10 protein-coding genes are annotated in these 14,337 nt (G+C 42.8%); 7 read left to right on the top strand and 3 right to left on the bottom strand.

Going from position 1 to position 14,337, the window contains the following annotated elements:
• Positions 1–10 precede the first annotated feature (10 nt).
• The 3 genes from GGQ60_RS11845 to GGQ60_RS11855 all read right to left on the bottom strand — a co-directional run bounded on the left by GGQ60_RS11845 (position 11) and on the right by GGQ60_RS11855 (position 2,363).
• Entirely contained in the window at positions 11–1,480 is a 1,470-nt protein-coding gene (locus GGQ60_RS11845) for a rhomboid family intramembrane serine protease (RefSeq protein ID WP_183764087.1), read from the bottom strand.
• Positions 1,481–1,654: 174 nt separating this feature from the next.
• The gene (locus GGQ60_RS11850; protein WP_183764090.1) at positions 1,655–2,098 is read right to left on the bottom strand and encodes a GNAT family N-acetyltransferase; all 444 of its coding nucleotides are present in this window, start codon (positions 2,096–2,098) and stop codon (positions 1,655–1,657) included.
• A gap of 97 nt (positions 2,099–2,195) precedes the next feature.
• Positions 2,196–2,363, bottom strand: a complete 168-nt coding sequence (locus tag GGQ60_RS11855) for a hypothetical protein (protein WP_183764093.1) — start codon at positions 2,361–2,363, stop codon at positions 2,196–2,198.
• Positions 2,364–2,515: 152 nt separating this feature from the next.
• Between GGQ60_RS11855 and GGQ60_RS11860 the strand changes: the two genes are divergently transcribed.
• From GGQ60_RS11860 to GGQ60_RS11890, 7 genes are all read left to right on the top strand, one after another.
• Complete coding sequence (locus GGQ60_RS11860; protein WP_183764095.1) at positions 2,516–3,121, top strand: TetR/AcrR family transcriptional regulator; 606 nt, start codon at positions 2,516–2,518, stop codon at positions 3,119–3,121.
• Positions 3,122–3,192: 71 nt separating this feature from the next.
• Positions 3,193–4,395 (top strand): efflux RND transporter periplasmic adaptor subunit, encoded by a 1,203-nt coding sequence (locus GGQ60_RS11865; protein WP_183764098.1) that lies wholly within the window; start codon positions 3,193–3,195, stop codon positions 4,393–4,395.
• 21 nt (positions 4,396–4,416) lie between these two features.
• Positions 4,417–7,614, top strand: coding sequence for an efflux RND transporter permease subunit (locus tag GGQ60_RS11870; protein WP_183764101.1), 3,198 nt, complete (start codon positions 4,417–4,419; stop codon positions 7,612–7,614).
• Positions 7,601–9,007 carry a TolC family protein gene (locus tag GGQ60_RS11875; protein WP_183764104.1) on the top strand — a complete coding sequence of 469 codons (1,407 nt, stop codon included), beginning with the start codon at positions 7,601–7,603 and terminating at the stop codon, positions 9,005–9,007. The genes GGQ60_RS11870 and GGQ60_RS11875 overlap by 14 nt, the downstream gene beginning before the upstream one ends.
• A gap of 1,542 nt (positions 9,008–10,549) precedes the next feature.
• Positions 10,550–11,368: a hypothetical protein gene (locus GGQ60_RS11880; protein WP_183764107.1), complete on the top strand. Its 819-nt coding sequence runs from the start codon at positions 10,550–10,552 to the stop codon at positions 11,366–11,368.
• A 132-nt stretch (positions 11,369–11,500) separates the two neighbouring features.
• Positions 11,501–11,824 (top strand): nucleotide pyrophosphohydrolase, encoded by a 324-nt coding sequence (locus tag GGQ60_RS11885; protein WP_183764110.1) that lies wholly within the window; start codon positions 11,501–11,503, stop codon positions 11,822–11,824.
• Entirely contained in the window at positions 11,825–14,020 is a 2,196-nt protein-coding gene (locus tag GGQ60_RS11890) for a DNA/RNA helicase domain-containing protein (RefSeq protein ID WP_183764113.1), read from the top strand.
• Positions 14,021–14,337: the final 317 nt, after the last annotated feature.

Here is a 14,337-nt window from a genome sequence, read left to right on the forward strand (position 1 = left end):
TCGAATTACATTATTCAAAAGATTTAAGTACGGATTCGATCTGCTTGTTTATTTTTGCAATATCAGCGTCGTATTTGTGCGAATTTTCATCCACAGCTTTATACATCAACTCGTAGGCCTTAATACGTAAATTACAATATTCTTTTAAAACCTTATCTCGCTCCTTAACCATTGGCGGAAGGTTCAATTGATCTAAACTATCTAATAAACTGATGTTTTCATTCCAGTAATAAATTCCACGGTCGCGAATTTCGTATAACGCGTCTTCCTTTTTAGTATCAGCTTTAAGCGAATAAACGTCAAGTGCCATTGTTTCCAAAATTCTGAAACGTTTAAATCTTGTGTCGTATTCGGTTAAACTCTCTGTATTCGGGATCGACTTTATCACACCAAAAGATGAAAAAAGCATTACGATGCACAATGTGGCAATGGATATAGCACCCAGTGAGGGCTTTTCAGGATTCTTTAAGCTGGGGGTGAAAGCATAGCCCATTACCAGTCCCGAAATCAAGCCGCCGATATGCGCAGCATTATCAATACCACCTTTCATACCATAGGCCAGGTTATAAACTATAAAAATGCCGATACTTGTTAATAATTCTTTCCTGGTTTCTTTTTCGATCAGATCAGTGGTCAGTAAGGCAAGGAAAACGCCGTATAGGCCAAAAATGGCACCCGACGCGCCTGCACTAATGGTTTGCTCGTGCCACCAGGTGCTGGCTAGGCTGGCTCCGATACCGGTTAACAGATAGGCAGCAATAAACTTGCTCTTGCCCAGCATGGGTTCTAGCAATACACCAACATATAGTAATGCATACATGTTAAAAAGAAGGTGTAATATGCCGATGTGTAAAAAGCAGTTGGTGATTAAACGCCAATATTGGCCGATAGAGATCAGCGGGCGGAAATTGGCACCCCAGTTAATCAGAATTTCTGAACTTGGCGAAATAAAATCTGCACCGCAGATGACCATGATTATAAAAATCAGGATGTTGAGGTCGACCAGTATTGGGGTAAAAAAGAAATCCTTCTTTGGAATAAACAGTGAGAAGAAGTTTTTAACTTTTTGCCCGGCAGATTCGGCAGGTATTTTTAGCAGATCGGCAGCCGTTAAATCAAAGGAATCGTAGAGCTCCTGTGATTTAATCGATAATTCTTCCGGAGATATTTCCGACTGCGCAATAGCAAAAGCATCTAAAAAAGCCCGGACATTCTTTTTATTCTTGTTAAAATCGATCATTTCACCACCTGTTGATTCACTCGAAATCGTTGCGGTTTGCCCGTCAATAACCAATTTAATTTCACTGCCTGAGTTGATCACAGAAGTAGTGCTTTGGGCGATAAAACCGCTCGCACTCTGATAATGGATTGTCCAGTTGAGCCGTGTAGCCGCCTGGCTTGCTATGGTTAAAAATTGTAACGGAGTTAATTCGTGGAGTGGAATTTCTTCCCGGTGCTTAGGTGTAATGCCTATTGCCATAATAAAAGAGTGTTAATGTTCAGCAGGCAAATATAAAATATTGAGCCATATTATGATCGTTTTATGCAGTGATAGACGCTTATTTAGAAAAATGTGTTTCAACTCGTTTGAATAGGCATTAATGATACTAAAGGATAAAAAATGCTCCTTTGTGTCTTGGTATCGTTGTGGGCATTATTCAGGCCGTTTCACCCAATCCTCATAAGCCATTTCAAATTTTACTTCGCCTTTATTTACCATGCCAGCTTTTTTCCAGCCCTGCCTGCTGTAGAATTCTTCAGCACGGGTGCCTGGCGCTGTGCCCAACCAAACGGGTTCCCTGGTCTGCGCAAAATACCAATCCATCATGAGCCGGTGCAATTCCCTGCCAATGCCTTTGCCTTCGTATTCGGGCCTTAAAAACAATGCCCAGATGTTGTGCGCTTTTAAATCAACAATGGCAAAGCCGATTACTTCACCATTTATTTCGCATACCCAGCCTTTGCCACGGCGCGTAATGAAGTCTTCGCAATCTGCATCAGTAACCAGGGCAGGGTTGGAGAGCGTATTTTCTTTAACAGTATGCCTTACGATCTGGATTTGCGGAATATCAGTTATCAGTGCTTCGCGGTATATCATCGAACTAAGATAAGGATTGATTAAAGAAATGATTAAATTTACCACATTAAACCGGTAAGTAAATCCGGGCTGGAAATGAAAGATGCGCTAAGCTGCATTAGGTAGTTAAATAAACATTTCCCTGCTGCCGCTGCCCTGTTCCCGTTCCGGATGATGACAGGAAAAGAAGATCAGGCATGACAAAGCCCGCATAAATGGCATGCCTGGAATATAAAATGGCAGGCCTGTCAGGTCGGGAGAATAAAGTCAAAATATTCTTCCGCACGATATGGTGATTTAAAAACTGCATTTAAACCCAAAAGAAGCGGGTTTTAAGCCTGCGAAATTCGATTTGACAATTGCATGATGCTGAATTCCGGAATTGGTTCTACATTTGCTTAACGGTGTTAGATTATTTTACACCTTATATTCCAGGTCATGGGAAGCAAAGAAAGAATACTACGTTTAAAAGATGAAACCAGAACCAAAATTCTGGATGCGGCCTTGAACATTGTTCAAACCGAGGGCTGGCAGGCATTGAGTATGCGTAAAATTGCCGATCAGATCGAATATACTGCACCGATCATTTACGAATATTTTTCGAACAAAGAGGGGATCCTGCTGGAGTTAACCCGGAGGGGATACCAGATGCTGGCCAAAGACATTCGCGAAGCCCGCGACAGGCATGAAACACCGGCCGAGCAGATGGAAGCCATGTGGATTGCCTACTGGAACTTCGCTTTTGCAAACAAAGAATTTTACCAGCTGATGTACGGTGTGGACATGGTTTGTTGCACCGTTAAAAACTCGCTGCCCGAAGCAGAACATGTAGGCGGTATGCTTGGCGATGTAATCGAATCCTTATTCGAGAAAAAACCGGTATCAGAAGAAGATATCTGTAGAAAGTACTACACCTATTGGTCGATTATACACGGTTTGATATCCATCAACCTGGTACGCCCGGATGGGAGAACAACCAACGAGCTGAACCAGCAAATTTTAAAAGACGCTATTAAGGGCATTACCTTATCTATTAATAGTTAAATTTTTTTACCCTGCTATTTAACACTGTTAAATAGTTTATACATCTTAAATCCATTATAATTTAAAATCATATGAAATCTCTACATCGTCTGTTTTTATTATTTAACACTGTTAAACGATTTACATTTGTTAAATACAGTTTCGCTCTCGCTTTCGCCGCTATTGTGCTGATCAGCTGCAAATCGGCGCCCCAGCAAGGCGCAGCCGCACCACCGCCCCCGGTTTTACCGGTAAGTTCGGTTAGCGGAGGTGCTGAAACTACTTTTGTTGAATATCCTGCTTCTATCCAGGGCGCTGTTGATATTGATGTACGCCCGCAGGTAAGCGGTTATTTACAAAGCGTGCTGGTTAACGAAGGTGCCTATGTTACTGCCGGGCAAACCCTCTTTAAAATTAACGAAAACCCTTACCGCGAGGCCTTAAACAATGCCAAAGCCAGTTTACATGCTGCTGAAGCGGCTATTTTAAATGCCCAGCTCGAGGTTGATAAGTTAACGCCCCTGGTACAAAACAAGGTCGTTTCCGAAATCCAGTTAAAAACGGCTAAAACGGCTTACAAAATTGCACAGGCCAACGCCGAGCAGGCTAAAGCCAACGTGGCTTCGGCACAGATTAACCTGGGTTATACCAACGTGAAGGCAACAGTTAGCGGTTATATTGGCCGTATCCCGAAAAAACAGGGAAGTCTGGTATCTCCGGCCGATCAGACCGCTTTAACGCAGTTATCGGATATCCACGAAGTGCATGTGTATTTCTCGCTGGCCGAGAACGACTTTAACAGCTTTAACGCCAATTACCCAGGTAAAACCCCGGCCGACAGGATTAAACACCTGCCTGCAGTAGAACTGGTATTGGCCGATAATTCTACTTACCCGGTTAAAGGCAAAATCGACATGATTGATGGCCAGTTTGATAAAAATACGGGTGCCATTACCTTAAGGGCCACCTTCCCGAATGCCAATGGCGTGCTGCGCTCTGGTAATACCGGTAAAATCCGTTTGGGTTTATTGCATAATGATGCCATCCTGGTGCCTCAATCGGCAACGGTAGAAATGCAGGATAAGGTATTTGTATTTACCCTTGGCGACAGCAGTAAGGTTAAAAAACAAGCCATTACCATTGTAGGTAAAGCCGGCGAAAATTACCTGATCAAAGACGGCGTAAAAGTTGGCGACCAGATCGTGTTAAGCGGCATTGATAAATTACAGGAGGGCATGGTGATCCAACCTCAGAAAGCAGCAGATAAAGTGGCTGTTACAAGTACAAAAAAATAAGAACCATAAACACTAAAAGTCATGTTTCAGAAATTTATAAACAGGCCGGTACTGTCAACCGTGATTTCCATCTTATTGGTAATCGTTGGTATACTGGGCTTAACAAAGTTACCCTTAGAGCGGTTTCCGAATATCGCGCCTCCATCGGTATTGGTAACTGCTGTATACCCTGGGGCCAATGCCGAAACGATATTGCGTTCGGTAACCCCATCGCTGGAGGAAGCAATTAATGGTGTGGAAAACATGACCTACATGACCTCCACTGCCAGTAACGATGGTACATTGGGTATTACGGTTTACTTTCAGCAAGGTACCAACCCCGATCAGGCTGCCGTTAACGTGCAGAACCGGGTTTCGCAGGCCACCAGCCAGTTACCTGCAGAGGTAGTACAATATGGTATTACCACTACCAAACAGCAGAACAGCTTTATCGGCGCGATAGGGGTTTACTCTGAAGACCCTAAAAAATACGATGCCGTTTTTGTGAATAACTATGCGCAGATCAATATCATTCCCGAGATTAAACGTATCCCGGGGGTAGGTTCGGCCAGTGTATTCGGCGGGATTAAAGATTATTCGATGCGGATCTGGTTAAACCCAAGTCAGCTGGCTGCTCACCAGATTACCCCTAACGAAGTGATGCGTGCTATACAGGATAAAAACCTCGAAGCGGCACCGGGCCGTTTGGGCGAACGCAGTAACGAAGCTTTCGAATATGTAATTAAATATAAAGGTAAACTCACCAAACCGGAGGAGTACGAAAATATTGCCATCCGTTCTAACGCAGATGGTTCGATCTTGCGTTTAAAAGATGTAGCCCGTGTTGAATTGGGTGCGTACAGCTACAGCAGCGTAAACCGCCTGAACGGACACGATGGAATTACCATTGGGGTGATCCAGTTATCGGGATCGAATGCCAACGAAATCCAGATCGCCATTGATAAACTGATGGAAAAACTATCGAAAGATTTTCCGGCGGGCATTAAATACAACCAGTTTTACCGTACCAAAACCGATCTTGACGAATCCATTAACCAGGTAGAGCATACACTGATCGAAGCCTTTTTACTGGTATTTATCGTGGTATTTATTTTCCTTCAGGATTTCAGGTCGACCTTAATTCCGGCTATTGCGGTACCGGTTGCCATTATCGGTACGTTCTTTTTCATGCAGTTGTTCGGTTTCTCAGTTAACCTGTTAACGCTGTTTGCCCTGGTATTGGCCATTGGTATCGTGGTAGATGATGCGATCGTGGTGGTAGAGGCGGTGCATGCCAAAATGGAAGAAAACCCTAAGCTGAGCCCGAAAGCAGCGACTACACAGGCCATGAACGAAATTACCGGGGCCATTATATCCATCACCCTGGTTATGGCGGCGGTATTTTTACCGGTGGGTTTCATGACCGGCTCTACCGGTATATTTTACAAACAGTTTGCCTTAACCATGGCCATCGCCATCATTATATCGGCGGTTAACGCTTTAACCTTAAGTCCGGCGCTGGCTGCCTTATTTTTAAAGAATAAACATGCCGGGGGCGGGCACCATGAACCTAAAAAAGGTTTTGTAGAGAAATTTTATGCCGGCTTTAACGGTGGCTTTAATTACATGACCAACCGTTATATCGGTGGATTAAAAGTGCTGATCCGTCATAAATGGATCAGTATGGCCGGCCTGGCAATTATTGTTGCGGTTACAGTTTTACTGGTAGGCAGAACCAAAACCGGTTTTATCCCGACAGAAGACCAGGGCTTTGTGGCCATTGCGGTTTCGAGCCCTTCGGGAACTTCATTAGCCAATACCAATAAAATATTGCAACAGGCCGAAAAAGAATTACGCGCCATGCCATCGGCCAGGTTCGTGATGTCGTTGGCCGGTTATAACTTCTTAACGGCCTCGAACAGCCCTTCGGCCGGACAGATCTTCTTATTGTTAAAACCGAATGAAGAGCGTGGAGCCGTAAAAAATATCGATGAGATCCAGAATATCGTACGGGCTAAAATGGCCGCTATATCTGCCGGTACCTTCTTTGTATTCAGTTTCCCAACCGTGCCGGGCTTCAGCAATGTGGAAGCGATGAACGTGATGTTGCAGGATAAAACAAATGGCAGGCTGGATAAATTCAGCGGGGTAGCCAATAACTTTATTGCCAAATTAATGGCTAAACCGGCCATTGCCTTTGCCTTTACCTCTTACAAAGCCGATTATCCGCAGTTGCAGCTGGATGTGAATAATGAAAAAGCCGATCAGCTGGGCGTAAGTGTGAAAGATATTTTGCAAACCATGCAAACGTATTTTGGTACGGCGCAGGCTTCAGATTTTAACCGCTTTGGTAAATACTACAGGGTAGTGGTACAGGCTGATGTTGCCGACCGGACCGACCCGGCCAGTATTGACCGCGTGTTTGTGAAAAACAAAGACGGCGAAAGTGTGCCGATCAGCACCCTGGTTAAATTAACCCGTGTGTATGGTTCTGAAACGGCTTCGCGTTATAACCTGTTCAACTCTATCGAGGTTAATGCCATCCCTAAACCGGGTTTCAGCTCGGGCGATGCCATTAAAGCGATAGAAGAAACAGCTAAAGAACAATTGCCAACGGGTTATGCGTATGAATTCTCCGGACAAACCCGCGAGGAAATTTCTTCGGGCGGACAATCGACCGTAATCTTCCTGCTTTGTCTGGTATTTGTATACTTCTTGTTATCAGCACAATACGAAAGTTACATCCTGCCATTGGCGGTAATCCTTTCTATCCCTACCGGTGTATTTGGTGTGTTTGTGGTATTGGGTTTAACCGGTATCGAAAACAACATTTATGTGCAGGTAGCGCTGATCATGCTCATCGGGTTGCTGGCTAAAAACGCCATCCTGATCGTAGAGTTTGCGGTGCAGCGACGAAGGGCAGGACTGAGCCTGTTCGATTCGGCCATAGAAGCCGCGCGCTTAAGGATCAGGCCGATCATCATGACCTCACTGGCCTTTGTGTTTGGTTTGTTCCCGATGAGTATTGCAACGGGTCCGTCGGCACAGGGTAACCACTCCATCAGTATCGGTGCTGCCGGAGGGATGGTATCGGGTGTGGTATTAGGTTTATTTATCATTCCTGTACTTTTTGTGATCTTCCAGGCTTTACAGGAAAAACTATCTAAAAAATCAAACGAGGTTGTTCATCACCATGAAGAACCTGTAAATAATAATCATGCAGTTTATGAAACGGTTTAATATATATGCCATCCTGCTCCTGGTTTTGGTGTGGAGCGGATGTTCGGTTTCTAAAGATACCCTGCTGCCAAATGTAGCACCGGGCCTATTCAGAAACAGCTCGCCACAAGACTCTTCGAGTATTGGCACCATGCCTTTGAAAAGTTTTATTAACGACCTTACGGTACAGAATTTAATTGATACCGCTTTGGCCAAAAATTACGACATGCAGATCGCATTGAAAAATATCGATGCGGCCGAAGTGTTGTTTAAACAATCGAAACTGGGCAATATACCCGAGCTAAAGCTGCAGGTAACGGCCAGTTCGAGCCGCCCGTCTGATAACAGTTTAAACGGGCTAAGCTTAAACCAGTTTACCGGCTCTACCCATATTGAAGATTACAGTGCCAACCTGGGCTTGTACTGGGAAGCCGATATCTGGGGGAAAATCCGCAACCAAAAAGCTGGCGCCTTAGCCAGTTTTTTGCAAACTGCCGAAGCACGCAAAGCCATACAGACCCGCCTGGTAGCCAATGTGGCCCAGGGTTATTATAATTTGCTGATGCTGGATGCCCAACTGGAAATTGCCCGCAAAAACTTAAAACTGAACGACAGCACCCTGCGGATCATTAACCTGCAGTTTGATGCCGGCCAGGTAACCTCGCTGGCCATACAGCAGGCACAGGCACAGCAATTGGTGGCGGCACAGCTGGTACCCCGTTTGGAGCAGAATGTGGCTTTACAGGAAAATGCCTTGAGTGTGCTGATCGGTACCTTGCCTAAAGCCATTAACCGCGCCAGCCGTTTGGATAAAATGAGTATCCCTGCCAATTTAAATGCGGGTTTCCCCTCATCGATGTTAAGCCGCAGGCCCGATATTAAAAGTGCCGAACTGGCACTGAATGTAGCCAATGCCAAAGTAGGGGTGGCGAAAGCCAGCCTGTACCCTTCGCTGGTAATTACAGCAAGTGGAGGCGTTAACTCTTTTAAAGCGAGTAACTGGTTTAATGTACCGGCTTCGCTGTTCGGCCTGGTATCGGGTGGCATTACGCAGCCTATTTTTCAACGCGGACAGTTGAAAGCCAATTTAGAACTGGCTAAAATAGACCGCGAGAAAACAGTGATCCAGTTCCGCCAATCGGTTTTAAATGCCGTAGGCGAGGTGTCTGATGAGCTGACCAAGGTAGAAAAACTGAAAAGCCAGTACAGCATTGCCGAAAAAAGGACCCAAACTTTACAGGAAGCTTCGCGCAACGCCAATCTGTTGTTCAAAAGTGGTATGGCCAACTATTTAGAGGTAATTACCGCTCAGGGCAACTTATTGCAAAGCGAACTGGAACTGGCAACCCTCAAAGCCGAGCAGTTAAATGCCGTGGTAGGTTTGTACCGCTCTTTGGGTGGGGGATGGAATTAAGCCATTTTTAAACGCAAAGGCATAAAAGCATAAAGAAACCTATAAGGTCGTGATGATCTTATAGGTTTTTTGTTTTCTACGATCCGTCATTCCCGCGCAGGCAGGAACCACGAAATGCTCAGCGAAGCTAATCTTGAAGTTTTCGCTCGCCCTTGCTCATTATTTTCTGTCATCCTGAGGTACGAAGGATCTTTTGATCGAGATTCTTCACTGCGTTCAGAATGACAATGTTCGTTTTGCACTTCGGCTCATTGCCGCCGAGGCTAGTCCTTTTTCCTTGATGAAAAAGAGACCAAAAAATCAAGGCTAGCAGCCCTCCTTGTAAAAACCTACGGAAATCTTATTTGCGGCAGCATCGAGGCTCTTATCCTTGCTTTGTCCCACTACTCCCGCTTTGATCCTGCCTTGGGCTGTGGGGTTGTGATGGGGAACTGCAAAGATTTCCGTGCTTTTTTCTGCGGAAATCTGCCAGGCCGAATAGCAGGGTGCTTATAGCGGGATGCAGATAGCATTATGTATAGGCATTGTTTCTAATACGGTCGTCATTCCCGCGCAGGCGGGAATCTTAATGCGTTCGCTATTCTTTGACCTTCGCTCGGGCTTGCCTCGGTTAGCCACGGAAGGGTTTTTACTTTTTCCTTGATGAAAAAGTAACAAACCTGAGCGTAGCGAAAGCATGCCTACCACTGAAAACAACAACAAACAAGGCATAACTGAAAGGCTTGGATCTGATGTCGGATAAATTCGTCAAAGCTTTGAGGTTGCCAGCACAAGCCCCGATGAAGGATCGGGGAGGGCGTGCTGCCTCTGGGCAGTGGTAGTTCGAAAGGATGTGCAAAAGCTTTAACGTTTTTTCCTTCCATCATATCCTATGCCGGATAACAGGGTGCTTATAGCATGATGCAGAGGCATATAGTTCTTCTAATAATCGATCGTCATTTCGACTGAAGCACAGCGAAACGGAGAAATCTGTTTCATAAAAGTCAGCCCGCAATTTTTTATGTTTTTTCCTGCAAAAATCTGCGAGGCCGGCCAGCAGGGTGCAAACAGCATGGCGTAAAGGGAATTCTTCTTCGCTGTCATCCTGAGGTACGAAGGATCTTTTGCTCTAAAGATTCTTCACTGCGTTCAGAATGACCATGTAGGTTTTGCCCTTCGCGCTGTCTTGCCTCCCTTACCGGTATAAATCCTAACCGGCCGACGGCAGGAGGACATACGCAGGTATATCAGCGCTACCTCGCTTCAATAGGCCTTACCATTTGCAAACCTTTTATCCACCTATTCTTAACCCGCCAACACAAAGCAGGGCAACCTCAGGGTATGGGCTACCGGCAGCAGCACTTAACCTGCCGCCCGGCATCGGCGAAGCAACACTACAGCAGGTACACAGCAGTACCCTAGCAAACCTGGCTAAAAGGTGGCCTTAACGTGGGGTAAATGTGGAATGAAGGTGGACTTGGAAGATATTTTTTTGGGAGGTTTAAATCAGATTGATTAAATTGGAGCATCATCCCTTTTGTTTAACCTAAATATACTAAAATTATGGCTACACAAAACGGAATTATCAAAATTAACGGGCAACTCGGCGACCTCGTTTTTTACCAACGCGGTAGAAAGGCAGTGGTACGCCAAAAAGCCGGCAATAAGCAGCAAACCGAAGCCAGCAAAAAAAGCAGTACCGATTTCGGCTCCGCTACCCGCAATGCCGCTTACATCAGGAAAGCGTTTGCGCCCCTGGCAAAACGGTACGCCCATGGCGACCTCCTCAACCGGCTGAATAAACGCCTGATCGAAATCTTTAAAACCATTGCACCCGAACAGGCGGGCCGTAAAAAGCTGATCGACGGGCACCTGGCCCTACTGGAAGGCTTCGAATTTAATGCCAGCACACCTTTAAAGCAGTTGTGGCTAAAGGAAACGGTTTTGAACCTGGAGCCGGATGGATCAGTTAAACTTATTTTGCCAAAAGGCGAACTTAAATCGCTCCTGAAAGCCCAGCCCAAAGCCACCGAAGCGCACCTGCAGGTAATGGGTTTCCATTTCGAACTGGCCGGTAAGGGCAGCTATGAAATTATCGAAGTAAATGACCTTGTGGTGCCGGTAAACCTCCCCCATTTCCCGAAAACCACTTTAACCCTGCATTTAAAGCACCAGGGCGACAAAGCTTTAATCATTGCCCTGGGTATCTCTTTCTTTAGGGATGCCCATCGCGCTGCCGACCGGCGCTATTATGCCTGTAAAATTATCCATGCCCTGCATTTAAAAGATGGGGTGGTGGTAAATTTTGTGGCGCAGCCCAAGGCAGAAAAAATGGTGGCAGAGCAGGAGAACAGGTTGAGTTGGGAGGTGGAGGAGGAGTGAGATGGTTGAAATAGTTTTGTTGGACATTTCTTAAGCTTTGATCAACTTGATTATATGACCACAATCTGAAAATTTCAATGATTGTATTTCCCAAATCAACAGTATATTCTTAAATTGGCTGTAATTAACCCTATGACCGAAGAAATAACAGCAGCATTAATAAAATTTAGAGACGAGCGCGATTGGGCGCAGTTTCACAATCCTAAGGATTTAGCCCTTGCCTTAAATATAGAAGCGGCTGAATTGTTGGAACTTTTTTTATGGAAGAATGCCGAAGATGCCAATGTTGACAAGATAAAGGAAGAACTCGCTGATGTGTTTTCTTATGCACTTTTGCTAGCCGAAAAATATAACCTGGATGTGAAGCAAATCATTCTGGATAAAATTAAACTCAACGATAGCAAGTATCCTGTAGATAAGGCAAAGGGAACGGCTAAAAAGTATAACGAACTATAAATGAAGGAACGTTATCTAATTAGCACCTCTGAATTTTCTGAAGAAAGTTTAACAGATATAAGTTTAAAACATCAGAATTTTTTATCCTGGCCATTAGTTTACTTTTTAAGTGAATTAAGTGAAAACAAAGAGCATGAAGCTTACGTTGGGGAAACTACCGATCTTGTTAGTAGGATGAAAGCCCATTTAAAAAGCGATCGTAAAAAAAATCTTAACTCAGTACATTTAATTTCCAGTGATCTTTTTAACAAATCTGCAACGCTGGATATTGAATCAAACTTAATAAAATACATAGCTGCCGATGGCCGCTATAAATTACAAAATGGTAATTTAGGCATTATTGACCATAACTTTTACCAAAAGAAGGAATTATATTGGGATATTTTTAAAGACATCTGGTCTGAACTCCGAAAGCTTGGTATTACCAGACATTCTTTAGAATATATAGATAATAGTGATCTTTTTAAATATTCGCCTTATAAAAGTTTGTCGGATGATCAGGTTAGTAGTTTAAAAACGATACTTAAATGTTTGTTGGATGATCGGGCAAAGGTGAGTTTAATTGAAGGTGGTGCCGGCACAGGAAAGAGTATTTTGGCCATTTTTTTATTTAAACTCTTAAAAACAGATACCGAAGATTTTAATTTTACTGATTTTGACGAGAATGATCTGGAACTTTTTGATTTGTTTAAAAAGGTTAAAGAACAATACGGTCATTTAGAAATGGCTTTAGTAGTGCCTATGTCCTCGTTTAGAAAAACAATAGAAAAAGTTTTTAAAGGGATTAAAGGGTTAAAATCAAATATGGTTATCGGGCCTGCTGATGTGGCTAAAAAGAAATATGATTTATTAATTGTTGATGAATCACATCGTTTAAGGCAAAGAGTAAATTTAGGTACCTATTTTGGTGTTTTTGATCAAAACTGTGAAGTGCTGGGTTTCGATAAAATGACGAGTTCTGAGCTAGACTGGGTTTTAAAACAAGCCGATAAAAGCATTCTGTTTTATGATGAACAGCAAAGTATAAAACCTTCTGATGTGTCGACCATTGCATTTAATAATCTAAAACAAAAAGCTGATACCCGTTACGAGATATTGAAAACTCAATTCAGGGTAAAGGGTGGTGCAGAATACGTTAAATTTATTCAAGGTTTGTTTACTGAGCAAGATAAGGCATTAAAACCTTATGCCCCTGGTTTAAACTATGAGTCATATCTCTACGAATCTTTGGATGATATGGTGAATGATATCAAATTAAAAAATCAGCAATTCGGCTTATCCAGATTGGTTGCAGGTTTTGCGTGGAAATGGATTTCAAAGAAAGATAAAAGCAAATTTGATATTGTTATTGAGGATACAAAATTGCAGTGGAATGCCGTAACCATTGATTGGGTAAATACACCAAATGCCATAAATGAAGTTGGTTGTATACATACTGTTCAAGGCTATGATCTAAATTATACCGGCGTAATCATCGGGCCTGAAATTGGCTATGATCCAGTATCAGAAAAACTCATTATTCATGATCAATTATATCAGGATAAAAATGGTAAAAACGCTATAAAAGATCCTGAAATATTAAAAAGCTACATTGTTAATATTTATAAAACCATTTTATTAAGAGGAATTAATGGAACTTTCATCTACGTTTGCGATCCGGCACTGCGTAACCATTTTAAAAAGTATTGGCGGTTAAAAGAAAGCCCAGCTGAAGTTAAGCCTTTAAACATATATCCTACCAAAATCAACAGCCAGTGCATTCCTTTTTATGATTTGAATATTGCTGCGGGTTCATTTTCCGATTATCAGCAAATTGAAAATATTAGCTTTTTGGAATTGCCTGAAAGTTTAAGGGCAAATGCCGATCTGTTTGCTTGCAGGATTGTTGGCGAATCTATGAATAAAATTATCTCTAACGGATCGATTGCGTTATTTAAAAAATATAGCGGAGGCTCACGTAATGGATTAATTTGTTTAGTCGAATCCACCAATATATATGATAAAGATTTAGGTGGCCAGTATACTATTAAAGAATACAGAAGCAAAAAAGCCCAAACTGATGATAGTTGGGTGCATGAAGAAATTACCTTACATCCCTTATCTACCGATGAATATTTTAAGCCTCTTGTTTTAAGAGATGAAGAAACTATTGATTTAAAGGTTATTGGGATTTTTGAACGTGTGTTAACTTATTAACAGATTATTTCAGTAACAATTTTCATCAAATACGGTAAACCGTAAGCTTTATTTTCTATCATCAAGTATCTTGACAGTAAGAAAAGATTTTCTCATATACCGTTTAAATATTCACGCCTTATCATAAAATAGGTATGTTTTTTAGAATAAAGTTGAAGTTATCTGATATTCAAAGATTGAATTAAAGTAAAAGAATAGTTTAAGTATTAGCTTTATTTATTTTTCCCTAAGCGGAATTAGATTTGTGAAGAAAGTATAAAATTAATCTAAATCAAATAATCAAGCAGCTAAGCTTTATGAATGTTAGTTGTTAACAA

It is taken from the genome of Pedobacter zeae (genome assembly GCF_014196715.1).
In the GTDB taxonomy this organism is placed as follows: Bacteria; Bacteroidota; Bacteroidia; order Sphingobacteriales; family Sphingobacteriaceae; genus Pedobacter; species Pedobacter zeae.

Excerpts from the sequence above, each read along its gene's own strand:
- GGQ60_RS11845 (WP_183764087.1), bottom strand. The coding sequence starts at position 1,480 with ATGGCAATAGGCATTACACCTAAGCACCGGGAAGAAATTCCACTCCAC.
- GGQ60_RS11850 (WP_183764090.1), bottom strand. The coding sequence starts at position 2,098 with ATGATATACCGCGAAGCACTGATAACTGATATTCCGCAAATCCAGATC.
- GGQ60_RS11860 (WP_183764095.1), top strand. The coding sequence starts at position 2,516 with ATGGGAAGCAAAGAAAGAATACTACGTTTAAAAGATGAAACCAGAACC.
- GGQ60_RS11865 (WP_183764098.1), top strand. The coding sequence starts at position 3,193 with ATGAAATCTCTACATCGTCTGTTTTTATTATTTAACACTGTTAAACGA.
- GGQ60_RS11870 (WP_183764101.1), top strand. The coding sequence starts at position 4,417 with ATGTTTCAGAAATTTATAAACAGGCCGGTACTGTCAACCGTGATTTCC.
- GGQ60_RS11875 (WP_183764104.1), top strand. The coding sequence starts at position 7,601 with ATGAAACGGTTTAATATATATGCCATCCTGCTCCTGGTTTTGGTGTGG.
- GGQ60_RS11880 (WP_183764107.1), top strand. The coding sequence starts at position 10,550 with ATGGCTACACAAAACGGAATTATCAAAATTAACGGGCAACTCGGCGAC.
- GGQ60_RS11885 (WP_183764110.1), top strand. The coding sequence starts at position 11,501 with ATGACCGAAGAAATAACAGCAGCATTAATAAAATTTAGAGACGAGCGC.
- GGQ60_RS11890 (WP_183764113.1), top strand. The coding sequence starts at position 11,825 with ATGAAGGAACGTTATCTAATTAGCACCTCTGAATTTTCTGAAGAAAGT.